The organism is Pseudomonas sp. (assembly GCF_026224925.1).
GTDB lineage: Bacteria > Pseudomonadota > Gammaproteobacteria > Pseudomonadales > Pseudomonadaceae > Aquipseudomonas.
The window spans coordinates 1-25070 of the sequence record NZ_JAMFRV010000751.1 but is presented as its reverse complement, the minus strand read 5'-3'; the positions used below and the strand labels follow the sequence as shown (position 1 = coordinate 25070).

General features: G+C 57.8%; 20 protein-coding genes. 2 read left to right on the top strand and 18 right to left on the bottom strand.

Annotation, left to right across the window (positions count from 1 at the left end; translation table 11 throughout):
* Positions 1-189: MerR family transcriptional regulator (locus tag M0974_RS31325; RefSeq protein ID WP_297845927.1), on the bottom strand; the 189-nt coding region annotated here is incomplete at its 3' end.
* A gap of 82 nt (positions 190-271) precedes the next feature.
* Here M0974_RS31325 and M0974_RS31320 point away from each other — a divergent pair.
* A complete protein-coding gene (locus M0974_RS31320; protein WP_297845925.1) occupies positions 272-2506 on the top strand; it encodes a heavy metal translocating P-type ATPase in 2235 nt (744 codons plus the stop codon).
* Positions 2507-2684: 178 nt separating this feature from the next.
* On the opposite strand, the gene hutG is transcribed toward M0974_RS31320, so the two are convergent.
* From hutG to hutC, 10 genes are all read right to left on the bottom strand, one after another.
* The gene (gene hutG / locus M0974_RS31315) at positions 2685-3488 is read right to left on the bottom strand and encodes an N-formylglutamate deformylase (RefSeq protein WP_297845924.1); all 804 of its coding nucleotides are present in this window, start codon (positions 3486-3488) and stop codon (positions 2685-2687) included.
* A gap of 126 nt (positions 3489-3614) precedes the next feature.
* On the bottom strand, positions 3615-4817 hold the full coding sequence (gene hutI / locus M0974_RS31310) for an imidazolonepropionase (protein ID WP_297845923.1): 1203 nt from the start codon (positions 4815-4817) through the stop codon (positions 3615-3617).
* Positions 4818-4860: 43 nt separating this feature from the next.
* Entirely contained in the window at positions 4861-6393 is a 1533-nt protein-coding gene (gene hutH / locus M0974_RS31305; protein WP_297845921.1) for a histidine ammonia-lyase, read from the bottom strand.
* A gap of 12 nt (positions 6394-6405) precedes the next feature.
* Entirely contained in the window at positions 6406-7221 is an 816-nt protein-coding gene (locus tag M0974_RS31300) for a glycine betaine/L-proline ABC transporter ATP-binding protein (RefSeq protein WP_297845919.1), read from the bottom strand.
* Positions 7218-8069: a proline/glycine betaine ABC transporter permease gene (locus M0974_RS31295; RefSeq protein ID WP_297845917.1), complete on the bottom strand. Its 852-nt coding sequence runs from the start codon at positions 8067-8069 to the stop codon at positions 7218-7220. Before M0974_RS31295 ends, M0974_RS31300 begins: the two co-directional genes overlap by 4 nt.
* A gap of 190 nt (positions 8070-8259) precedes the next feature.
* Complete coding sequence (locus M0974_RS31290) at positions 8260-9729, bottom strand: cytosine permease (protein WP_297845915.1); 1470 nt, start codon at positions 9727-9729, stop codon at positions 8260-8262.
* Between the two features lie 154 nt (positions 9730-9883).
* On the bottom strand, positions 9884-11581 hold the full coding sequence (gene hutU / locus M0974_RS31285) for a urocanate hydratase (protein ID WP_297845914.1): 1698 nt from the start codon (positions 11579-11581) through the stop codon (positions 9884-9886).
* A 397-nt stretch (positions 11582-11978) separates the two neighbouring features.
* Positions 11979-12470 carry an Lrp/AsnC family transcriptional regulator gene (locus tag M0974_RS31280; RefSeq protein WP_297845913.1) on the bottom strand — a complete coding sequence of 164 codons (492 nt, stop codon included), beginning with the start codon at positions 12468-12470 and terminating at the stop codon, positions 11979-11981.
* Positions 12471-12519: 49 nt separating this feature from the next.
* Positions 12520-13089: a HutD family protein gene (locus M0974_RS31275; RefSeq protein ID WP_297845911.1), complete on the bottom strand. Its 570-nt coding sequence runs from the start codon at positions 13087-13089 to the stop codon at positions 12520-12522.
* Positions 13086-13796 carry a histidine utilization repressor gene (hutC, locus tag M0974_RS31270; protein ID WP_297845930.1) on the bottom strand — a complete coding sequence of 237 codons (711 nt, stop codon included), beginning with the start codon at positions 13794-13796 and terminating at the stop codon, positions 13086-13088. Before hutC ends, M0974_RS31275 begins: the two co-directional genes overlap by 4 nt.
* Positions 13797-13998: 202 nt before the next feature.
* Between hutC and M0974_RS31265 the strand changes: the two genes are divergently transcribed.
* Complete coding sequence (locus M0974_RS31265; protein WP_297845908.1) at positions 13999-15363, top strand: formimidoylglutamate deiminase; 1365 nt, start codon at positions 13999-14001, stop codon at positions 15361-15363.
* A 193-nt stretch (positions 15364-15556) separates the two neighbouring features.
* On the opposite strand, the gene M0974_RS31260 is transcribed toward M0974_RS31265, so the two are convergent.
* The 7 genes from M0974_RS31260 to M0974_RS31230 all read right to left on the bottom strand — a co-directional run.
* Positions 15557-16126, bottom strand: a complete 570-nt coding sequence (locus M0974_RS31260; protein ID WP_297845906.1) for a lipocalin family protein — start codon at positions 16124-16126, stop codon at positions 15557-15559.
* Positions 16127-16144: 18 nt separating this feature from the next.
* The gene (bamE, locus tag M0974_RS31255; protein ID WP_297845905.1) at positions 16145-16399 is read right to left on the bottom strand and encodes an outer membrane protein assembly factor BamE; all 255 of its coding nucleotides are present in this window, start codon (positions 16397-16399) and stop codon (positions 16145-16147) included.
* 255 nt (positions 16400-16654) lie between these two features.
* A complete protein-coding gene (locus M0974_RS31250; protein WP_297845903.1) occupies positions 16655-17257 on the bottom strand; it encodes a DUF924 family protein in 603 nt (200 codons plus the stop codon).
* 3 nt (positions 17258-17260) lie between these two features.
* Entirely contained in the window at positions 17261-18271 is a 1011-nt protein-coding gene (locus M0974_RS31245) for a class 1 fructose-bisphosphatase (protein ID WP_297845901.1), read from the bottom strand.
* Positions 18272-18418: 147 nt separating this feature from the next.
* Positions 18419-19765 carry a DUF3999 domain-containing protein gene (locus tag M0974_RS31240; RefSeq protein WP_297845929.1) on the bottom strand — a complete coding sequence of 449 codons (1347 nt, stop codon included), beginning with the start codon at positions 19763-19765 and terminating at the stop codon, positions 18419-18421.
* 40 nt (positions 19766-19805) lie between these two features.
* Positions 19806-22514: a DUF2339 domain-containing protein gene (locus M0974_RS31235; RefSeq protein ID WP_297845899.1), complete on the bottom strand. Its 2709-nt coding sequence runs from the start codon at positions 22512-22514 to the stop codon at positions 19806-19808.
* Positions 22515-22731: 217 nt separating this feature from the next.
* Positions 22732-25070 (bottom strand): glycogen/starch/alpha-glucan phosphorylase (locus M0974_RS31230; protein ID WP_297845897.1); only part of this gene is annotated, 2339 nt, incomplete at its 5' end.

Here is a 25070-nt window from a genome sequence, read left to right as displayed (position 1 = left end):
GATCTCTTCCAGCGTCATGTCCAGTCTGCGGCAATTACGGATGAACGTCAGCCGCTCGACGTGCGCCTGGGTGTAAAGCCGGTAATTACCGTCGCTGCGCGCAGGCGATGGGAGCAGGCTTTCGCGTTCGTAATAACGGATGGTTTCTACTTGGCAATCGGTCAGTTTTGCCAGCTCGCCAATCTTCATGGGATTAATCTCGTTTAGGTGCTTGACCCTATAGTGGCTACAGGGTGTTCACTTGGCAACAAGCGCCATCAAGGACATCCTCATGAATTCCCCCGAACACCATCACGACAAACTGCCAATCGCCAACGATCACGGTCATGACCATGCGCACGCCTGCTGCTCGGGTGACAGCGCCCCGGCCATCGTCACCATTAGCGAAAAGCCTTTGGCTGGCGGCCGTTTAAGCAGTTTTCGCATTGAGCAGATGGATTGCCCCACCGAGCAAACGCTGATCCAGAACAAACTGGGCAAGCTCGCCGGTGTGCAGCAATTGGAGTTCAATTTGATCAATCGGGTGCTGGCCGTGACCCATGATTTGCCCTCCACCGAGCCGATCGTTGCAGCGATCAAATCAATAGGCATGCACGCCGAACTGATGGAGAAGGGCGCCGCCGCCGAACCTGACGCATCGATCCCGGTGAAAAAACACTGGTGGCCGCTGGCGCTGTCGGGCATCGCAGCCTTGGCCTCGGAAGTGATTCACTTCACCGGGTTGGCGCCAACGTGGGTGGTCGCGTTGGTGGCGCTGATCGCCATCTTGAGCGGCGGTCTAAGCACCTATAAAAAGGGCTGGATCGCCCTGAAAAACTTCAATCTCAACATCAACGCATTGATGAGCATCGCGGTGACCGGTGCCGTGTTGATTGGGCAGTGGCCGGAAGCAGCCATGGTGATGTTCTTGTTCACCGTGGCGGAATTGATCGAGGCCAAATCCCTTGATCGGGCGCGCAACGCCATCGGTGGGCTGATGCAGATGACCCCGGACACCGCCACCGTGCTAAATGCCGACGGCGTGTGGGTTGAGCAACCTGTAAAGCACGTCGAACTGGGTGCGCGGGTGCGGATCAAGCCGGGTGAGCGCATTGGTTTGGACGGCGAAGTGGTGTCCGGTCACTCGACCATCGATCAGGCGTCGATCACCGGAGAAAGCATGCCGGTTGAAAAAGCCGTGGGCGACAAGGTGTTCGCTGGCACTCTCAACCAATCGGGTTCGCTGGAATACAGCGTCACTGCGGCGGCGAATAACTCGACGCTGGCGCGGATCATTCATGCAGTGGAAGCCGCCCAAGGGGCCCGCGCACCGACTCAGCGCTTTGTCGACAGTTTTTCCAGAATTTACACGCCAGCGGTATTTGCATTGGCGTTGGCTGTGGCAGTGATTGCGCCGCTGTTCATGGGCGCGGCCTGGTTCGACTGGATTTATCGCGCCTTGGTACTGTTGGTGGTGGCGTGCCCATGTGCGCTGGTGATTTCCACGCCGGTGACCATCGTCAGCGGCTTGGCCGCGGCGGCGCGCAAAGGCATTCTGATCAAGGGCGGCGTGTACCTGGAAAGCGGGCACGCGCTCGATTATCTGGCGTTGGATAAAACCGGAACCCTTACCCACGGCAAGCCGGTTCAGACTGACTTTGTGGTGCTAGACGTGTCGGCGGCGGATACCGTTGCAGCCATTGCCGCGAGCCTTGCCGGTCGTTCTGATCACCCGGTATCGCAGGCTATCGCCAAGGCTGCGACTGAACACAAGACCACGTTGCACGAGGTGCATGCGTTCGAGGCCTTGGGTGGACGTGGCGTCAAGGGTGAGGTCGCGGGTCAGATGTATCACTTGGGCAACCATCGTCTGGTGGAAGAGCTGGGCCTGTGCTCACCGGCACTGGAAGTAAAGCTTGAGGCGCTGGAGAGCCAAGGCAAAACCGTCGTTCTGTTGTGCGACGATTCCGGCCCGCTGGCGCTGTTCGCGGTTGCCGATACGCTAAAGGACAGCAGTCGCGAGGCGATCCGCCAATTGCATGAACTGGGCGTCAAAACCGTGATGCTGACCGGCGACAACGTGCACACCGCCAAGGCGATTGCCGAGCAAGTGGGGATTGATCAGGCACTGGGCAATCTGTTGCCGGCTGACAAGTTGCAGACGATCGAGCAACTTTACGCGCAAGGGCATCGAGTCGGCATGGTCGGCGATGGCATCAACGACGCGCCAGCATTGGCGCGCGCTGAAATTGGTTTCGCCATGGCTGCAGCGGGCACCGACACCGCGATTGAAACCGCAGACGTCGCGTTGATGGACGACGATCTGCGCAAAATCCCGGCGTTTATCCGCCTGTCGCGTCAGACCTCGGCGATCCTGAAACAGAACATTGCCTTGGCCTTGGTGATCAAAGCGGTGTTCCTGGCGATCACCTTCGCGGGCATGGCGACCATGTGGATGGCGGTTTTTGCCGACATGGGTGTGAGTTTGCTGGTGGTGTTTAACGGGCTGCGGTTGCTTAGGAAATAAGCGTTGCCCCTGACATTGCCTTCGCAAGCAAGCTTGCTCCCACAGGATTTGTGTTCGACACAGACTCTATGTATGAGCGGGCTTGCTCGCGATGGCGGTATGTCAGCTACCTAATATCCCACAGTGTTACACGGTCACTGTGGGAGCAAGCTTGCTTGCGAAAAGGACGGCGCGGTATTTACTTGGAATACCGCTTCTGGCCCCAATCAATCATCCCTTGCAGCAGTTCTTTCAACACCTTTTGCGTCGGCTCAGCCAAGTCTTGGCGGTAGTTGAACGGCTCGTATTCTTCCATATACGTGCTCTGCGCCAGCTCCAGTTGCACGGCGTGGATGTTGTTAGCTGGGTCGCCGTAGTGGCGGGTGATGTGGCCGCCTTTAAAGCGCCCATTCAGCACGTGGGTGTAATCGGTGGCTTTGGCGCAAATGGCTTCCACCAGGGTGGACAGATCGGTGTCGCAGCTCAAGCCGTTGAAGGTGCCGAGGTTGAAGTCCGGCAAGCGGCCTTCAAACAAATGCGGAATCGAGCCACGAATCGAGTGCGCGTCAAACAGCAGTGCGTAACCGAACTCGTCCCGTAGCCGCGCTAGTTCTTGCTGCAATGTTTGGTGGTATGGCATCCAGACCTGCGCCAGATACGTAGCGCGTTCTTCAGCGCTGGGCACTTTGCCTTCCCGGAACAACGGCTCGCCGTCGAACAGTATCGCCGGGTACAACCCGGTGGTCGCGCCAACATACAACGGCTTGTCATCGGAAGGCCGATTAATGTCGATGACGAAGCGCGAATACTCTGCGGCCAACGTACTGGCGCCCAGTTCTTCGGCGAAGTCATACAGCGTCGGGATGTGCCAATCGGTGTCCGGCAAACTCTGCGCTGCCTCCACCAGACCGCTTTCAACGGCTGGGGTCAGACGCAACCCGGCGTGGGGCATGCTGATCAGCAAGGGCACACGACCGCGTTTGAAATTCAGAACCTTATCCACAAATGCCTCCTGTTAAACAAAACATATGAACATTGAATTGTAGGAGCGGGCTTGCTCGCGATTAGCTTGACGCGGTTTGTCAGGTATACCGCCATCGCGGGCAAGCCCGCTCCTACAGGGACTCTTTCAGATGGATTCAACCCCGTGACGCACGATTCGTTTGTCCAGATCACCGCCCAGCCAATACGCCAGATCCGCTGGCCGTTCGATCTTCCATGCCACGAAGTCTGCGAACTTGCCCACTTCCAGTGAGCCATGGGTGTCGCCCAAACCCAGTGCTTTGGCGGCATTGATAGTCACGCCGGCCAAGGCTTCTTCCGGGGTCATGCGGAACAATGTGCACGCCATGTTTAGCATCAAACGCAGGGACAACGCGGGCGACGTGCCGGGGTTCAAGTCAGTGGCGATGGCGATATCAACCCCGTGCTTACGCAGGGCTTCCATTGGCGGCAACTGGGTTTCCCGCAGAAAGTAATACGCGCCGGGCAGTAGCACCGCAACTGTACCCGCCGCGCCCATGGCGATGGCGTCGGCCTCGGTCATGAATTCCAGATGGTCCGCCGACAACGCGTTATAGCGCGCAGCCAAGCTCGACCCTGCCAACGATGACAATTGCTCGGCGTGCAGCTTCACCGGCAAGCCTAGCTCGCCGGCGCAGATAAACACTTGCTCGACTTGCGCTGGCGAGAAGGCCAGGTATTCACAGAATGCATCCACCGCATCCACCAATCCTTCTGCCGCCAATGCCGGGAGCATTACGCTGCAGATATGGTGAATGTAATCATCGGAGCGATCTTTATATTCAGGCGGCAGCGCATGCGCGGCCAGGCAAGTGCTGCGAACCGTAACCGGTAGCAGGGTGCCCAGGCGCCGGATGACCCGCAGGATTTTGCGTTCGCTGGCTAAATCCAGGCCGTAGCCGGATTTGATTTCCACCGTGGTGACGCCGTCGTGCAGCAAACGCTTGAGGCGTTGTTCAGCGCTGGTGAAAAGCTCATCTTCACTGGCCGCACGGGTGGCGCGCACGGTGCTGGCGATGCCGCCGCCGGCCGCTGCGATTTCTGCGTAGCTAACGCCTTTCAAGCGTTGTTCAAATTCGCCACTGCGATTGCCGCCGAACACGGCGTGGGTGTGGCAGTCGATCAAACCGGGCGTAACCCAAGCGCCGTCCAGATCGACGACGTTGGCAAAGTCTCCCTCAGGCGCATCAGCCTGCGGCCCGATCCACTCGATCTGTTCGCCCGACGTCAAAATCGCAGCGTCCTCGATAATCGAGTAGGTGCCACCCGCCATGCTGGCAACGTGGCAGTTCTTCCAGAGCGTTTTCATCTACGGTCTCCAAGGAAAATAATGTCTAAACCTGCGCGACGGTTTACAAACTTGGCAGCAGCTTCGCCGGCACTAGCGTGTTCAAGCAGTTGGACGCCAACAACTGCATGGCCGCTTCGATGTCGGGCGCGAAAAAGCGATCTTTGTCGTAGAACGGTACTTTGCTGCGCAGTGCGGTGCGGGCTTGTTCAAGCTTGGGCGAGCTTTTCAGGCCTTCACGGAAGTCCAGACCCTGGCAGGCCGCCAGCCATTCCACAGCGAGAATACCGCGCACGTTTTCAGCCATTTCCCACAGACGTTTGCCCGCAGCAGGCGCCATCGACACATGGTCTTCCTGGTTGGCAGAGGTTGGAATGCTGTCGACGCTGTGCGGGTGCGCCAAGGCCTTGTTCTCGCTGGCCAACGCCGCGGCAGTCACCTGCGCGATCATGAACCCCGAGTTTACGCCGCCATTGGCCACCAAAAACGGCGGCAGTTGCGACATGTGCTTATCCATCATCAACGAGATACGACGTTCGCTGAGGGCACCGATTTCAGCGAAAGCCAATGCCAGATTATCGGCAGCCATAGCCACCGGTTCGGCGTGGAAGTTACCGCCCGAAATCACTTCACCCTCAGCGGCGAACACCAGCGGGTTGTCCGAAACAGCATTGGCTTCGACGCCCAGTACTTCAGCGGCTTGACGCAGTTGGGTCAGGCACGCGCCCATGACTTGCGGTTGGCAACGCAGGGAGTACGGGTCCTGAACCTTGTCGCAGTCGCGGTGGGAATCGGAAATCGCGCTGCTGTCGCCCAGCAGGTCGCGGTAGCAAGCAGCGGCGTCGATTTGTCCACGCTGGCCGCGAGCGGCATGAATGCGTGCGTCGAAAGGGGCACGCGAGCCCAACACCGCTTCTACGGTCAATGCGCCACAGGCCATGGCTGCGGCGAACAAGTCCTCACCTTCAAACAGGCCACGCAGGGCGAACGCGGTCGACACTTGCGTACCGTTAAGCAGCGCCAGGCCTTCTTTTGCCGCCAGGGTCAGCGGCGTCAGACCGGCGACTGCTAGAGCGTCAGTCGCTTCCAGCCATTCGCCTTTGTAGCGAGCTTTGCCTTCACCAAGCAGGACCAAAGACATGTGCGCCAATGGCGCGAGGTCGCCGGATGCGCCAACCGAACCCTTGAGTGGAATATGCGGGTAAACCTCGGCGTTGATCAGCGCGACCAAAGCGTCGATGACCTGACGACGAATGCCGGAAAAACCACGGCTGAGGCTGTTGACCTTCAACACCATGACCAGGCGCACCAGCTCATCGCTGATCGGCTGACCGATCCCGGCGGCGTGGGACAACACCAGCGAGCGCTGCAGATTTTCCAAGTCTTCGCTGGCAATACGCGTCGAGGCCAGCAGGCCGAAACCTGTGTTGATGCCGTACGCGGTGCGGTCTTCTGCGAGGATTTGCTCAACGCAGGCCACGCTGTTTTCGATCTGCTGTGACGCGCTTTCATGCAGGCGAAGGGTGACCGGGTGGTGGTAAACCTCCCGCAGTTGCGCCAGGGTCAGTGTGCCGGGAATCAGGTTCAGCTCAGTCACGTTATTACTCCATCAAATAGTGGCCACCCGCCGCTGGACGAAGCGATTTACGTATTCGTCGGCGGGTGAATATAGAATTTCTTTGGGCGTACCCACCTGGATCAACTGACCGTCCTTGAGAATGGCAATGCGGTTGCCGATGCGCAGGGCTTCGTCGAGATCGTGGGTGATGAATACGATGGTTTTATGCAGGCTGGCTTGCAGCGCCAGCAGCTGTTCTTGCATCTCGGCGCGGATCAATGGGTCGAGGGCGCTGAAGGCTTCGTCCATTAAAATAATATCGGTGTCGGCCGCCAATGCGCGGGCAAGGCCGACGCGCTGACGCATGCCGCCCGACAGCTGATGCGGGTATTTGTGTTCGTAGCCTTTTAGTTCCACCGCGCCGATCCAGTGCATGGCGCGCTCGGCACAGAACTCTTTGGACTCGCCGCGGACCTTCAAACCATACGCCACGTTATCGAGCACGGTTTTGTGTGGCAGCAGGCCGAAGCTTTGAAAGACCATGCTGATTTTGTGCCGACGAAATTGGCGCAAGGCCTCCATGTCGTAACCAAGAATGTCTTCACCGTCCACCAGAATCTGCCCGCTGGTGGGGTCGATCAAGCGGTTGATATGGCGCACCAAGGTTGATTTGCCCGAGCCAGACAAACCCATGATCACGAAGATTTCGCCGCTGTCGATGGAAAGCGACAAGTCGTTAACCCCGACCACGCAGCCAGTTTCCGCCAGTACCTGATCCTTGGACTTCTGCTCTTGAATCATCCGTAGCGCGTCCGCCGAGCGATGGCCGAAGATTTTAAAAACGTTATTGAGGACGATCTTGCTCATTTGCTCGCCTCATGCCGTGGTCGGCCATAGGCCTGCGTGATGCGGTCGATCACCACCGCCAGAATCACGATCGCCAAACCGGCTTCCAGTCCTTTGCCGACGTTGAGGGTTTGAATCCCCACCAACACGTCTTCACCCAAACCACGTGCGCCAATCATCGAAGCGATTACCACCATCGACAGGGCCATCATCGTCGTCTGGTTGATTCCAGCCATGATGCTAGGCAGCGCCAGCGGCAGTTGAACGCCAAACAGCTGTTGCCAGCGATTGGCGCCGAACGCATTGATTGCTTCCATCACTTCGCCGTCGACCTGACGAATGCCCAGGTCGGTCAGGCGAATCAGCGGCGGCGCAGCGTAAATCACCGTGGCGAAAATTGCCGGAACCTTGCCCAAGCCAAACAGCATCAACACCGGGATCAGGTACACGAAGCTGGGCATGGTTTGCATGATGTCCAGCAACGGCATCAATATCGACCGCAGGCGATTGCTACGCGCCGAAAGAATGCCCAGCGGAATGGCAATGCATACCGAAATAATTGTCGCCACCAACATCAGGGCAAGGGTTTGCATCAACTTGTCCCACAAGCCCACTGCACCCACTAGGAACAACAAACCCACAATCACGACAGTCGTGATTAGCTTGCGCGTTGCGTGCCAGGTGATGGCGCCGACAATCGCCAGCATCAGCCACCATGGGGCCAAGCGCAGCAGGGCTTCCAGGTTAACAATGGCCCACAGCAAGGTGTCCGAGATCTGACGAAACACGTCGCCATAGTTGGTTACCAGCGTGTCGACCCATTGATTGACCCAGTCGGCGATGGAGAAAGTGAAGCTTTCAGGGAACATAGAGGGCTCTCGATCCAGTAGGAGTAGCGAAACGGCGGTCAGGCCGGTCAGCTTAGGTGATTGAGGCTTACTTTGGCCGTCTGCAGTTGATTCGTCTTTAAACAAATCAATAAACAGAACCCTCGGTTGAGCCCGCCGAATTGCTTCGGCTATCACTGTCACTCCCACTAACGAGTGCATTTTATGCCTATCAGTTCATTGCTGGCTGGGTCCGGGAACCCGTTTTAGGTGTTTGGGCTGCCTGGGTAGCCTCCGGCAGAATCAGTCGGTCCGGAATTGCGCTGTGCCATTTTTTCGCAATCAGGTAATAGACCGCCGCAGGTACGACCAGGCCGATGATCCAGGAAATGTCGGTATCACCCAGCGGCAACACCAGCGGGCCGGTGTAGAACTGCGTAGAGATGAAGGGCATTTGGATCAACACACCAAACACGTAGACGCCGATGCCAACCCAGTTCCAGCGACCGTAACGGCCATTGGGATCAGATAGCGCTGGAATGTCGTAGCGTTCTTTGGTGACGCAATAGAAGTCCACCAGGTTGATTGCGCTCCATGGCGTGAAGAACGCCAGCAAGAACAGAATGAACGCCGAGAAATCCTTGAGGAACGAGTCTTTACCGGCCAGTGCCAGCAGCGTTGCGATGCCGACCATGGCGAAAATATAGGTCAGGCGCAGGCCGCTGGAGATGTGCCGGTTGCCGCGAAAGCCGCTGACGATGGTCGCAATCGACATGAAACTGCCGTAGGCGTTGAGGGTGGTAATAGTGACTTTGCCGAACGCCACGCTGAAGTACAGCAGGGCCGCGACTACGCCGGTGCCGCCGAGGCTAACGATGAACGAGACTTCGTGGTGGGCAAAGCTCTTGCCAGCCAACGCAGCAGCAAACACACCGAATACCATCGACGCTTGTGCGCCGATAATCGAACCCAACCCCACAGCCCAGAAGGTTTTCACCGCCGAGGTGCTGCGCGGTAAATAACGCGAATAGTCGGCCACGTAAGGGCCGAACGCAATTTGCCATGACGCTGACAGCGAAATCGCCAACAGGAAACTCGCCAAGGAGAAGTGCTTGTTACCCAACAGCGCGCCGATGTCATTGCCCGCCAGTAAGGCGCCGAACAGGTAAACAAACGCGATGATCCCAATCACGCTGGCCACGCGGCCAATCACATGGATCACGCGGTAACCAAAGATCGTCGCGACCACGATCAGCGCGGCGAAAATTAGAATGCCCTGCCAGTCCTGCACGTGAATCAGTTGCGCCACTGCCTGACCAGCCAGCACCGAACCGCTGGCAGAAAAGCCGATGTACATCAGGCACACCAACACCAGCGGGATCACCGCTCCGTACACGCCAAACTGCACGCGGCTGGAGATCATTTGCGGCAAGCACAGTTTCGGACCTTGCGCAGCATGCAACGCCATGACCCCACCGCCGAGCAATTGCCCAAACAGCAAACCGACCAGCGACCAGAACACATCACCACCCAGTACCACGGCCAAGGCCCCGGTGACGATGGCTGTAATTTGCAGGTTGGCACCGAGCCACAAGGTGAATTGACTGAACAGACGACCGTGTCTTTCCCCGTCCGGGATGTAATCGATCGAACGCCTTTCGATCAGGGATTTGTTTGCAACGCGATCATCTGGAACAGCCATGCGACCACCTCTATGGGGGAATGCGGAAGGAAGTTAGGGCGTAACGTGAAAACCCTGTGGGACCGAATTCATTCGGGAAACGGTGTGTCTGGCACACCGCGTTGGCCCATTCCCGAATGAATTCGCTCCCACAGAGCATGGGGTTATTCAGCGTTTAGCGATTCAGCATCGGCAGGTTCAAGCCCTGCTCGTTGGCGCAATCGATCGCGATCTGATAACCCGCATCGGCGTGGCGCATAACGCCGGTCGCCGGGTCATTGTGTAGAACGCGAGCAATACGCTCGGCTGCTTCGTCAGTACCATCACAGACAATCACCATGCCCGAGTGCTGAGAGAAGCCCATGCCGACGCCGCCGCCGTGGTGCAAGGAAACCCACGTCGCGCCGCTGGCGGTATTGAGCAAGGCATTGAGCAATGGCCAATCAGACACAGCATCGGAACCGTCCTGCATGGATTCGGTTTCGCGGTTCGGGCTAGCCACTGAACCGGAATCCAGGTGGTCACGACCGATCACGATCGGTGCCGACAACTCACCGCTACGGACCATTTCGTTGAAAGCCAGACCGAGCTTGGCGCGCTGACCCAAGCCAACCCAACAAATACGTGCCGGTAAACCCTGGAACGCAATGCGCTCACGGGCCATGTCCAACCAGTTGTGTAGGTGGGCGTCGTCCGGGATCAGCTCTTTGACCTTGGCGTCGGTTTTGTAGATGTCTTGCGGATCGCCAGACAGCGCAGCCCAGCGGAAAGGCCCTACGCCACGGCAGAACAATGGGCGAATGTACGCCGGTACGAAGCCCGGGAAGTCGAATGCGTTGGTCACGCCTTCTTCTTTGGCCATCTGACGGATGTTGTTGCCGTAGTCGAAGGTCGGAATACCCATTTCCTGGAAGTCCAACATTGCCTTAACGTGCACGGCCATGGATTGCTTGGCGGCTTTGACCACTGCGGCGGGTTCGGTCTTGGCACGAGCGCGGTATTCGTCCCAGGTCCAGCCAGCCGGTAGGTAACCGTTGAGCGGGTCGTGGGCGCTGGTCTGGTCGGTGACCATGTCTGGACGCACGCCGCGCTTGACCAGTTCCGGCAGAATTTCAGCCGCGTTGCCGAGCAGGGCGATGGAGATCGCCTTGCCTTCCTTGGTGTATTTGGCGATGCGTGCCAGAGCGTCGTCGAGGTCGGTGGCTTGCTCATCGACATAGCGGCTGTTCAAACGGAAATCGATACTGACCTGTTGGCATTCGATATTCAGCGAGCAAGCGCCGGCCAGGGTTGCAGCCAGAGGCTGAGCGCCGCCCATACCACCGAGGCCCGCGGTCAGTACCCATTTGCCTTTCAGGCTGCCGTTGTAATGTTGGCGCCCGGCTTCGACGAAGGTTTCGTAGGTACCCTGAACGATGCCTTGGCTGCCGATGTAGATCCAGCTACCGGCGGTCATTTGGCCGTACATGGCCAAGCCCTTGGCATCCAGCTCGTTGAAATGCTCCCAACTGGCCCAGTGCGGCACCAGGTTCGAGTTGGCGATGAGCACACGCGGGGCATTGCTGTGAGTCTTGAATACGCCGACCGGTTTGCCGGATTGAATCAGCAGGGTTTCGTCATCATTCAGGTTGGTCAGGCTTTCGACGATCTTGTCGTAGCATTCCCAGTTGCGCGCTGCGCGGCCGATGCCACCGTAAACCACGAGTTCTTTCGGGTTCTCGGCGACTTCGGGGTCGAGGTTGTTCATCAACATCCGCAGCGGCGCTTCAGTCATCCAGCTCTTGGCGGTCAGCTTGGTTCCACGCGCGGCACGGACTTCAACGTCACGATGGCGGGTCCAGGTTTCAGGGGTCCAGTGGTTATTGTCAGTCACAAAAAAACTCCTCAGCGAAGTGGGCAAGCCGGCCTGTATCGAACTTTTCGAAACAGACGAAACGGATTAAGCCAATAAAATTCATCGTTCGGATGCATGAGCCAATGAGAGGGTTACCGTCACGGCTATACGCACACATCTTTACTTGTACATACAAGCATATGCAATCGTAAGACCAACTTCATTTACAGGTCTACAAGAAAATTTCTGAAAACGACGAAAGGCCCGGAATATAAGGGCTCTGGAGAGGTTAAAAGAGATGGGTGGTGATTTTAAGCAGTCATCTACGGCTGGGTAGATGCGGAAAGTTGCGCTGTGCTGGGGCGTTCGGTAACAGCGTGCGAGGGCGTGGTGCGCGAAAAGGGGTGTTTTAGGTGAAGGCCTGACTATACCAGTCCTAAAACCCAACCCCGCTCTTCACATCTGCCAATTCCGGGTGCGCCACCAGTTTGTCGATGTGCAGTTCATCGTTGTTGAGCCAGGTTTCGCTGAGCACGCGGTAGTGCTCCATGTCGCGGCAGCGCATGCGCAGGCTGTAGTCGAACGTGCCGCTGATGAGTTGGCAGCCGAATACTTGGGGGCAGGCTTTGATGCAGGCTTCGAAGGCTTTTTGTGCGGCGCGTCCGCTCTGGTTGGTGAGGGCGACCATGACCAGCAGTGAAAGGCCTGGCGACACGACTTTGAGGTCGATGACGGCACCGTAGCCGCGAATCACGCCGCGTCGTTCGAGTTTGCGCACGCGCTCAAGGCAGGGCCTGGGCGTCAGATGGACCAGCGTCGAGAGCTTTTCGTAGGTGATACGGCCGTCATGGCGCAACACATCGAGAATGGCTTCGTCGATGCGATCCAGTGGGGCAGGGTTCAGCGGTTGGTTGTCCTTCGTGGCCATCGGTGTTCCGTTCAATCGGGCGCGGAGATCATGCAACAAAAATTGTAATTCAAATTGCAGTCAGCTCGATCACACAGCAGGTTCCACTGACGGCCAATTCGAGCAAACCAGGATTACCGTCCAGTTGCAGGCAGTCATGCTTGCCGAGCCCGTGGGTGGTCGTGCCTGTGGTGACGCTCAAACCCTCGATCACGCTGAAAATCAACACCGTGCCAGCTGAACTGAAAAAGCGCTGCCGGCCGTCAATCCATTGCAACCGCGCGTTGTAACGATTTGGCGCGTAGATCAGGTTGAAGTCACGAATCTCACCGCCAAGCAACGTGCAGCTGACGTCGCTGTTGCCGCTGAAGGCGAATGGGTCAAGTGGCAGTAAGGGCCGCGTGGTTTTCTCGTCGACTTGCAAGGTCATGCCCGCGCCTTGCAGCACGGTGATGATGCGCTGATAGCCGGCGAAGGTTGAAAAGCCACCTGATTCAGCGATGTCGGCAATCGACACGCGCCAGCCAAATTCGTCTAGGCCAGTGCCAGCGTCACGGGTGATTTCTTCGGTGCTGCCGCCGCCATTCTTCCAGGGCATCCGTGGGTAATCAGCGGCGCGTAAAACAGTCATTTGACTCATTTGCTGAAACGTCCTTCCAGCCGATGGCGGGAACCTGGGTGAATAAGGCGAGCGGCGGTTACCGGCTGACGCCCCGACCATGTGCGGCGGCGAATCAACAAGCAAGGTTCGCCGCGCTCGATTTGCAGCAGTTCGCACTCCATCTCTTCAGCCAGAATCGCTTCGACCACGTGTTCACCTTCGGTCAGCGGTGCGACTTGCGACAGATAGGCGTAGGGCGTTTGCTGGGTAAAGTCTTGCATGAGGTAGTGCGGCGCTACCAAGGCGTTGACGAATCGGTCTTCGATTTGCACCGGAATGTCATTTTCGAAATGCACGATCAGCGAGTGGAAGACGCGCTGACCTTCACGCATGTCCAATGCCAGCGCCCGTTCGGAGCCTGCTGCTTCTTCGTTGAGGATGATGACTTTGCAGGTGTGTACATGGCCGCGGGAGGCGATTTCATCGGCAATATTGTGCACTTCGAACAGCGCTGACTGGCTCTTGGGCTCCGCGACAAAGGTGCCGACGCCTTGCATACGCACCAACAAGCCTTCTGCGGTCAGTTCACGCAAGGCCCGGTTGATGGTCATGCGGCTGAAACCCAGTTGGCTGACCAGCTCGCTCTCTGACGGCACGCGGTGATGCGGCGCCCAAGTGCCGTTGCGAATTTGCTGTGCAATCATTTGCTTCACGCGCGCGTACAAAGGCGCCGGACTGTCGCCCATCTGGGCAGCCAGCGGAGAGATAGCAGGCGGAGTCGGCACAGTGAAATCCTTGTTCGATAGGTGATGATTCGATAATTGGGTCGAAGGCGCAGATGCGCTCAAGCTAACCATTAACCCGACCGACGACAAGCTTGCCGCAGTTTACCGAGCAGGCAAACGTCTGTATATGTATATACAAATTAACACGATGGGGTGCAGATCCATGTCCGCCTTTTTTGCCGAGCGCGCATTATTGCCCACAGGCTGGGCCAACAATGTCCGTCTCGACGTCAGCGCCGATGGCGTGCTGACCCGCGTTCAAGCCGATGCCGACGCGCACGGTGCCGAACTCATAAAGGGGCCACTAGTGCCCGGTATGCCGAATCTGCATTCCCATGCGTTCCAGCGTGCAATGGCCGGTTTGGCTGAGGTTGCGGGTAACCCCAACGACAGCTTCTGGACATGGCGCGACTTGATGTATCGCTTGGTCGGGCAGATCAGTCCGGAGCAGCTTGGCATTATCGCGCGCCAACTGTACATCGAGATGCTCAAGGGCGGTTTTACTTCAGTCGCTGAATTTCATTACGTACACCAGGACGTAACAGGGAAACCGTACGCCAACCCTGCGGAACTGGCGCTGCAAATCAGCCAAGCGGCGAGTTCAGCAGGTATCGGTCTGACATTGTTGCCGGTGCTGTACAGCCACTCGGGTTTTGGCGGCCAGGCGCCAAACGAAGGTCAGCGTCGGTTTATCCACACCACCGACAGCTACCTTGATTTGCAAGCACACTTGCGGCCGATCCTCGCTCAGCAGCCGGCGCAATCGCTGGGTCTGTGTTTCCACTCGTTGCGAGCCGTAACGCCGCAGCAAATCAGCGACGTGCTGGCGGCTAGCGACACGCAGTGCCCGGTGCACATTCATATTGCCGAGCAGCAAAAAGAAATCGACGACTGTTTGAGTTGGAGTGGCCAGCGTCCCGTGCAATGGTTGTACGAGCACGCTTCGGTCGATCAACGTTGGTGTCTGGTTCACGCCACGCATGTTACCCCCCACGAAGTAGCGTTGATGGCCGATAGCGGCGCGATTGCCGGGCTGTGCCTGACCACCGAAGCTAATTTGGGGGACGGGATTTTTCCGGCAGTGGACTACATTGCGCAAGGTGGACGCTGGGGGATTGGCTCGGACAGTCACGTATCATTGAGCGTGGTTGAAGAGTTGCGTTGGCTGGAATATGGCCAGCGTCTGCGTGATCAGCGACGTAACCGTTTGTACCGCAGCGATCAGCCGATGGTGGGTCGCACGTTGTTCGATGCAGCACTCATCGGCGGCGCGCAGGCTATGGGGCAGGAAATCGGTGCGCTGCAGGTTGGGCTGCGTGCCGATTGGCTGGTACTGGACGGCAACGATCCGTACCTGTCGACGGCCACCGGCGACGGGATTTTAAACCGTTGGTTGTTTGCGGGCAGTGATCGGCAGATTCGCGACGTGATGGTCAACGGCCGCTGGGTGATTCGTGACGGTCGGCATGCGGGTGAAGAAGACAGCAACCGCGCGTTTGCTCAGGTACTGAGGGAATTGCTGGGCTGATAAATGGCATTCGCGAACAGGTTCTGCTCCCACCGGGGACCTGTGGAATGCGCATATTTTGCGTCACGTAGAAGGTTTCTGTGGGACCGAGCTTGTTCGGGAAGGGCGCGACGCGGTGAACGTGTACGACCGCGTTGCTGCTTTCGCGAATGAATTCGCTCCCACAGAATTGTGTATTGTCCGCGTCCTGTGCTTACAAGCGATCCGGCTTGATGATCTTAGAGTCATCAACCCGCCAAATCAGCTTGGTCGTGTCGTAACCCTGTTGCCTGGCCTTAGCCAGCAAGTCCTCTTTCGTCGCGTCGGAAACATTGGCCGTTCTCGATAATACCCACAGGTATTTGCGATTCGGGTTACCGACCAAGGCGGTTTTGTAGCCGTCATCCAGATACAGCACCCAGTAATCGCCCTTGGCCAAGCCAGGGAACAGATTTGAAAACCAGTTACCAAACACCACCCATAGCTTGTCGGTTTTGCCCGCCACTTGCGGCGACGCCGTGCCGATCGCTTGCTCCCATTTGCCATCCAGCGTGCGGCAGCGGTTGGTTACGCCGACGTTCCCATCGTCTTTAAGGACGTAGTGCGCCTCCGACTGGGCGCAATTACGCTGAAAAAACATCGGCAACCGAGCCAGCTCATACCATGTGCCCTGGTAACGCTTGAGGTCCACATGATCGACTGTCTTCGGCTCAACCAGCTCGCTGGAAGAATGTGCACAACCAGCCAAAAACAGAGCTGCCAACAACCCAATCCATAAACGCATAACGTTCTCCCTAACGATTTACTTCAAGCCTTGGCCCGAGTACATCAGCACTTTATCGCCGCCGTATTGGACGCTGATAAAGCTGGTCTTGTCGCCCCAGGTACAGCTCGACATCCCTAGCGCGCCCGAACATTCGGTCGGGCTACCTAGCAAACGCTCGACTTGCACCTTCTCCATGCCTGCTGACAGTTTCGAATAATTTTCCTGTGTGACCTTGCTGCAAGCGGCCAACAACACACAAAACGACAACAACGCGACGGTGCGCAAAGACATGAATTGAAGCTCCAGCAATTTAGGGGGCGTCGCACGGCGCAGAAAACGCCAGCGGACAGCACAAGGTTAGAAGAGAAATAGGGAAACTGGTTCCGTGAACAAAACAGTCTCATCAGAGAACGTTGGATTACAGCCAAAATAGTATTTTCTGGATTGGCTGAGACATCACTTGGGACCGCCTCGCGATCTATCGTGGGCAAGCGCTCCTACAAATCATATCTTTGTTTCATTCAATTAAGCTTGAGTAGTCGCTAATTAAAATCGCGATCCGCGCTCCTGCAAAAACTCTAGCTCTTCAGCCGTAGATGTTCTTCCGAGTATCGCGTTGCGGTGCGGGAAGCGGTTGAATCGGGCGATGACGGCTTGGTGTTTTTTTGCGTAGTTGAGGTTACTGGCGATCATCGGGCGGTCGATTTCAGGTTGTTGGGCAAGCAGCGAAGTTAACTTCGCGACAGCCTGATCCTGATTCGCAAGATCCTCGCTGTGTTCCAGCACCAGATAGATGAACGTGCGTTGTATCGACGTTAGTTGGTGATCGAAGCCTAGTTGCAAGCCTTGGCCGACGATTTTTTGCGCAAGACTATCCCCGACAAACGCTGTGGGCGTGTCGCGAAAGATCATGCGTGGGAGTTGGTCGAGCAGCAGCACCAGCGCTAACCAGCCTTGCGGGCTGTGCGTCCATTCATACAGGTCGCCCGCCAGTGCTTGCTCTACCTGAACCGCGAAACGCTGCTGCGCTTCGCGGTCCTGGCTTTTTTTCTTGCCGAACCACAGCTTGCCTTTGGCTTTCGCGACATCAAATGGCGATTCAGCTGAGCCGAACCACCATTCAAGCAACGGCTGCCAAGGCGCGGCCAATGGTTACGCCTTGTGGTAAGACGTGGCGCGTTCTACTTCTTCTTTTGAACCCAGGAACACCGCAACACGCTGGTGCAGGCCTTCTGGCTGAATATCAAGGATGCGCTGGTGGCCGTCGGTGGACATGCCGCCCGCCTGTTCAACCAGGAACGACATTGGGTTGGCTTCGTACATCAAGCGCAGTTTCCCCGGCTTGGATGGCTCGCGGCTGTCGCGTGGGTACATGAACAGACCGCCACGAGTCAGGATGCGATGCACGTCGCCGACCATAGCGGCGACCCAGCGCATGTTGTAGTTCTTTTTCAGCGGGCCGTCTTCACCGGCCAGCAACTCGTCGACGTAGCGTTGTACCGGAGCTTCCCAATGACGCTGGTTGGACATGTTGATCGCGAATTCTTGAGTGGATTCCGGGATCGTGATGTCTTCGTGGGTCAGTACGAAGCTGCCCATTTCGCGGTCCAGGGTGAAGCCTTTGACGCCATCACCCAGAGTCAGTACCAGCATTGTCTGCGGGCCGTAAAGGGCATAACCGGCGGCTACCTGCTGGGTGCCTGGCTGCAGGAAGGCCTTTTCGTTCAAGGCTTCGTTCTGGCTCAGGTATTCGTTCGGGCAACGCAGCACCGAGAAAATAGTGCCGACCGGTGCGTTGATATCGATGTTCGACGAGCCGTCCAATGGGTCGAACACCAGCAGGTACGCACCTTTCGGGTATTTGCCCGGGATCTGGTAGGCATTGTCCATTTCTTCGGATGCCATGCCAGCCAGGTGACCGCCCCATTCGTTGGCTTCTAGCAGGATTTCGTTGGAAATCACGTCGAGCTTTTTCTGCACTTCGCCCTGTACGTTTTCAGTGCCCATGCTACCGAGCACCCCACCCAATGCGCCTTTGGAGACGGCATGGCTGATTTCCTTGCAGGCGCGTGCCACTACTTCGATAAGGAAGCGCAGATCGGCAGGAGTGTTGTTGCTGCGGGTCTGCTCAATCAAATAACGACTCAGGGTAACGCGGGACATGGATAGCTCCGTAGGTGGGGGATAAAAAGCCCGCGCAGTTTAACGCGAGTGGGGACGTAATACTCCAGTCAGACCGGGTTCTGGCCAATAGAGTTCACGTATCGGTTGTAGAGTAGCCTCTAAATTGGCGTCAGCAGGTGTGCGTCGTCATGATTTTGCGGGTGGTCGTCTTAACAGGCTCAGGGCCATCCAGCCGAGAAATGCCACGCCCAGCAGCAACACCGCCCATAAGCCGATGCGCTTCCAATTTGTACCTGCAGCCTGCGCAGCGAGCGGGCTTTCCGCAACGACGGGTGTGCTCACCAGATGCGCGCTGTCTAAGGAAGCCAGGGTTTGGGGCGTGAGGTTGGGGATTAACGTCGAGAGTGGCAAATCTGCGGGCTTTGCGTTTGAACTGCCCACTGCGAGGGTGAAGGGCCCGGTGCCTTTTGCGAGGAAGACCAGTTGCTGACTGCGGACCGCGAAACGCAAGGTGGGCGCCACTGAACCCAAACCGCCTCCACGCTCATCGACATCCAGCTTCAACTGCTGCACGAGACGGCCGGGCAATGGCAATTCGTCCTGCACCATTTCTTGAGCGTTTTGCGTCAGCCGATACAACACACCATCGCCCATGCCTTGCCACGGTTTGCTGGCATCGCTGCGTCCCGACAGCGTCACGGGCGCTAGGCTGTTGGCCTGGCTGATATTGATTTTGACTCGCTCCACCGCAAGACGGTTGGGCAACTGCCAGCTGTACTCACCTGCTTTGGAGGTAGTTCCGGTCAGCGGCTGCGACCAAACGAGCGGTAACACCGAGCGCTCGGGGTTGGCGCTGACCACCTGTGCGGCGGTCAGTGTCGGCGCGGTATGCGGGCTGATCCAGAGCAGGCGCAGGTAATGAGTACTCTTGCCGGGCAGCGTGATGTCACGCTGCTCAACCACCTCGTCGGAAAAGGACAGCCGGGCCATTTGGCCCTCGCCCCAAGACTGCCAGTGTTGTAAGTCGTCGCTGGCTTCGATGCTGAAGCGTTGAAAGCCTTGGCGCTCAATGTCCCAATCCAGCGTCAGTTGCTCCAGCGGTCCTTTGATCGTGCTGGTATCGAGCAGCCAGCCGCGCAACACTTCTTCGCCCGCTTCAATCTGATCCCCAGGGCGCACTTCAACCACTGTGCCGCTGGCGTTGCGTAAGACTCGGACAGTTGGCGCTTTGTCTCCGGCATCGGCGGCGGTGTACAGGGCAAACCACTTTACCGGCATCGGCGTCTGGCTTTCACGGGACTGCGCCTGCCCTTGGCTTAGCGCATAGGCTTGCGCCTGGCCGTTAGCATCGAACACCCGCACGTCGCCGAGATTTGCCTGTTGCGCGCCGAGTTGTATGGCCAGCGGCAGATCAACGCGGTACCACGGGCCTTCGCCACTCAGGGTCATTGGCAGATGCGTGGCGAAGTCGCCCGGTTTGTCTTGGGCATTCGCTGAGCTGGCTGCGACTAACGCGATAAGCGCAATGAACAGGGTCGGGGTGTATCTCGACGGATGACTCAACAAGCGCTCCTTATGACACAGACGTTTGAGCAGGTTTAGGCGGTAACGGTGAAAAATAGCCCACCACCAGTAACAACACGCCAACCCCGATGAACGAAATGATGCGTTCCAGCCCACCGCGGTCGCTCAGTTCGACGAAGAACAATTTGGCGACCACCACACCAATCAGCGCAGCACCCGCGATCCATATTTCCCGCCGCCCACGTACGTGACCGCCCACCATCAGCGCCAATGCCATCAAGGTCCAGACGATAGACAAACCGGCCTGAACCCGCATGGAAGCGAGCAAATCGCTGAGCACATACGGCACGCCGCTCCAATGGTGCGCGGTGCGCATGACCATTGCAGTGAACAGAGCAAACAGACAAATGCCCGCCACCAGTTGTGCGCTTCGTAGTGCGATTTTAGCTGTCACCCCAAGCGCCGTCAGGCGGCTGCGCATCCAGACAACCACCCCGGCCAGTGCGAAAAACAGGCCCAGTTCCAGCGGATTAATCAGCGGCAGATAGGGCAGTGGATCAGCGGCCCCATCACTGAAAATATTTGCCAGCCAAAACCACACCAGCATCAGGACGGCCAGCGGCGCAGCGACCCACACCCGGTATTCCTTCGTATAGTTTTCGATAGGCCAAGGTAGCGTGCGCGGAGCAGCCATCAACAGTAAATAGGCACTCGGCAGCAATGCCCAGCCCAGCCAGCGCCAGGCGTTGTAGTGCTCAGACAGCTGCATCAATGCGAAGCGCAGTTCCAGCGCCAATACACTGATGATCAGCCAGCAACCGATGACATGTGCCGCGCTGGCCGCCCAACGGGGCAGCAAATCAGGAAGGCGTCGCAGGGAAAGCCCATGCACGGCCAACACTGCCGCCCACGCCAGCCAGCCCCACTGCGCGAACGGGTGATAATTCGCGTTTAGCGCTACCAATAGCACTGTGCTGCAAGCTGGCATCAACAACGTGCAGAGAACCGCCAGGCCAGGCCAACGCAGGCGCAACGCCAAGGCCGCCCACAGCGCAACGCTGGCGGCTGATAGCAGCAGTAGTGCTGGAATTTGCAGGTCAAATGCTGCAAAACGCTGGACACCATTGATCAGCGCCACTGCCCACCACGCAGCCGCCCAGGCCAGAAGCACTGCGCCGATCCGCCGGTTTTTCGCGGTGTTGATTGGCGTTAGCTTTTGTTGCATCCATGCGCTGGTCATCGCGGCCAGCGCAACGATCAACGGGGTCCAGAATTCGTCACGGGCCACGCTGAGCCAGTCGCCAAATAAGGCCACCCCCGCACCGAATTGCAGCAACAGCCCGAAAATGCGCGCCAACGTTCGTTGCTGACGCAGACCAAGCCAAAACACTGCGGCACCTTCAACTGCCCATGCGGCCGAAGTCCAACGTGCGTCCAACCCCAGAGGAATCGCCAAAGAGCCGAAGACCACGCTCAAAGCCAGGCAGGTTTCAACCAGCAACAAGGCGCGGCCTGGGGCGCGTCTGGCCAAGAGTTTTGCCAGCCCTATATAAAGGAGGCCAAGTGCCAGTGCGCTGTAGGCCGCGCCGAACGGCACATGTTCAACCAGAGCGAATTGCAGGCCGAAGCCAACGATGGGCGGACCGAACAAAATGCTGCCGTCAACGTAATCACCCTGACGCGCCGACCAGCGCAACATCGCCTCGCGGCTATCATCCTCAGGTGCTGTACTGAGTTCCTGTAGTTTGCGCCGGGCGAACAACAAGCCGATCGCCAGATACATCAGGAAAAACAAAATCAGAAACGGCTCGGTGCTCCAAAACAGCTCCGGCGTGTAGGCACGTAGCCCCCAAGCGAAACCAATGCCGAACGTGCCGACAAAACCGATCAGGTTCAGCAGGCGCCACGCCTTGAACCAGGCGATGGCGAAAATGCCCGCGTTGAGCAACGCGAAATAACTGAACAACGCGACGTGGCTACCGGCACCGGTTGAGGTCAGTATGGGGGCCGCGAACCCGCCCAGCGCAGCGGCGGCTGCCAACCCGAGCGCGTTTTGGGTAACCGCCAAGATGCCCGAGAACACCGTGATCACCACCAACAGACCGAACGCGAGACTCGGGTCGATCAGCGTGTGCAAGCGCATGGCAGCGAAAATCGTCAGGTACAGCACGCCGACGCCAGTGCCTTGCAAGATCAGCGCGTAGTTGGCGTTGCGTGTTCGCAGCCACCAGCCTAAAGCGAGTAGGGCCAGCGCAGAGGCGGCAACCCCTGCATAACGGACTTCCAGCGAAATAACCACGCCTTCAGTGGCGTAGCGCAACAGAAATGCCAGGCCGAGAAACAGCAGCACTACGCCCACGCGCAACACAGTGTTACCGCCGACTAACCATTGGTGGGCAGCGGTTATTGCGCGCTCTATCAGGTTCGGGGCATGAGGTGCCTGTTCGGGAATCGCCGAGGTGGTGACGGTGGGTTTGACCCATGCGTCGTCGCTGGGCAAGTCCCAAGTAAGCTCGGGAGGTGCTTGTGCAGCAGGAGGCTGCGGCTCGGTAACGCTGGCCGAAGGCTCCAGCGTGGTTAGTCGTTGTTGAATGAATTCGAGCGACTGCTCTGTGCGTTCAAGGCGGCGATTGAGTTGGCCGACACGCAGTGTAAGTCCCAGTCCAAGGCCAGCCAGCGCGCCGACAATTGCGCCCCAAAAGGACTCGTCGAACACCCAGCCCAGTACTAACCCGACCAGAAAAAGAATCCATTGCACGCGTTGTCATCCCTTGAAACAGCCTTGAGGGCGGCAGGTATAGCGCGCCGCAGGGTTTGCAGGCAAGCCTGGTGGCCTGGATTCAACCCAAATCGCCGTGGGACCGAATTTATTCGGGAAGCAGTCAGCGCGGTATGTCTGAAAGACCGCAGTGCTGCCTTCGCGAATAAATTCGCTCCAACAGGGACCTATGGCACCCGCCCGGGGTTGGAAAGCCCTACTCCTCCAATGCCTTCCAGATGTCGTTGGAGTACTCGCGGATGGTTCGGTCCGACGAGAACCAGCCCATGCGAGCTGTGTTTAGCACCGCGGAGCGCCACCAGCTTTTCGGGTCATGCCACATTTCCTCGACTTTGGCCTGTGCCTGCCAGTAAGACTCAAAGTCAGCGCACACCAAGAAGCGGTCGTAGGCAATCAGTTGGTCGATCAAACCCGCATAGCGATTTGGATCATCCGGCGAGAACACCCCGCCACGGATCGCTTGCAGCACGTCGTTGAGCCTCGGCGATGCGGCCACGTCCCCGGCGGCGCTGTAATCGCCCATGCGTTTACGAGCTTCAACCTGCTGCGAGGTCAGGCCGAAAATGAACATGTGTTCAAGGCCGATCTGCTCGCTCATTTCCACGTTGGCACCGTCCAGCGTGCCGATGGTCAGGGCGCCGTTGAGACCAAATTTCATGTTGCTGGTGCCTGAAGCTTCCAGCCCCGCAGTGGAGATCTGTTCCGACAAATCGGCTGCCGGAATAATACTTTCCGCCAAACTGACGTTGTAGTTAGGCATAAACACGACTTTAAGCATGCCGCGCAGCGTCGGGTCGTTGTTAACCGTACGGGAAATATCGTTAGTCAGTTTGATGATCAACTTGGCCGTGTGATAACTCGCGGCCGCCTTACCAGCGAAAATCTTGACCCTCGGCACCCAGTCGGTCCCCGGCTCAGCACGCATCGCTTGATACAGCGCGACAGTGTGGAACAGGTTAAGCAACTGCCGTTTGTACTCATGGATACGTTTGACCTGAACGTCGAACATCGCCTCCGGTTTGACCACGATCCCCAAGCGTTCATGAATGATATTGGCCAACGCCTTTTTGCTCTTCAGGCGCTGCTCCATGAACTGCTTGCGGAACGAGGCTTTCTCAGCAAACGGTTCCAGCTCGATCAAGCGGGTTTCCGCGTTGTCGAGGACATCGGCCCCCAGTGCGTCCACTAGCATGCCGGTCAGCAACGGGTTGGCCTGGTGCAACCAGCGGCGGAAGGTAATGCCGTTGGTTTTGTTGTTGATTCGGTCGGGATACAACTTGTGCAGTTCAGCGAACACGGTCTTGCGCATCAGTTGAGTGTGCAAGGCCGACACGCCGTTGACGCTGTGCGAGCCAAGGAACGCCAAGTTACCCATTCGAACTCGGCGACCGTTGTCTTCCTCAATCAGTGAGACTGCGCGCAGCACGTCGAAGTCATGAATGCCTTTTTCGCGCAGTTGATCAATGTGCAATGCGTTGATCAGGTAAATGATCTGCATGTGCCGAGGCAACATCCGCTCCATCAGGCCGACCGACCACGTCTCCAGCGCTTCGGGAAGCAAGGTGTGGTTGGTGTAGGCTAAGGTGTTGACGGTGATTTTCCAGGCCGCCTCCCACGCAATGCCATGGGTATCGATCAGCAGGCGCATTAATTCCGCGACCGCAATCGAAGGGTGTGTGTCGTTCATCTGGATCGCAGCGTGGTCGGCCAGGCTGTACAGCGATTCATGCATGTTCAGGTGACGACGCAGCAGATCCTGTAGCGATGCGGAAACGAAGAAGTATTCTTGGCGCAGCCGCAACTCTTGCCCTGCTTCGGTGCTGTCGTTGGGGTAGAGCACACGAGAAATGCTTTCTGCACGTACGACTTCTGCCACGGCACCAAAGTGGTCGCCAGCGTTGAAGCGCTCCAGGTGCAAGTCTTCAACGGCCCGAGCCCGCCACAAGCGCAGGGTATTGACACTTGACCCGCGCCAGCCGACGACCGGCGTGTCGTACGCTACCGCTCGCACGGTTTCAGCCGGACGCCAGACTTGTCGCTGCTCTCCGGCCGCACCGGTTTCGTTCTCCAGGGTTTCAACACTGCCGCTGAAGCCGATCGGGTAGATCACCTCTGCGCGTTCAAACTCCCACGGGTTGCCGAAATCCAGCCAGTTCTCGGTTTGTTCCTGCTGCCAGCCGTCGACCACGGCCTGCCGGAACAAGCCGTGTTCATAGCGAATACCGTAACCGTGAGCAGCGACGCCCAGTGTCGACATGCTTTCCATGAAGCATGCAGCCAGACGACCGAGGCCGCCGTTGCCCAGCGCAGCGTCAGGTTCCAGCAAGCGAATGCGTTCCAGGTCTACACCCAGCTCGGCAATTGCCTCGCGGGCGATTTCCAGTAAACCGAGGTTGCTCAAGCTGTCGTAGAGCAACCGGCCAATCAAAAATTCGAGAGAAAGGTAGTAAACCCGCTTCTGACCTTTGCGGTAAATCTGCCGCGTATGGTCCATCCAGTGTTCGACCATGTGGTCGCGGGCGGCGAGGGCGACGG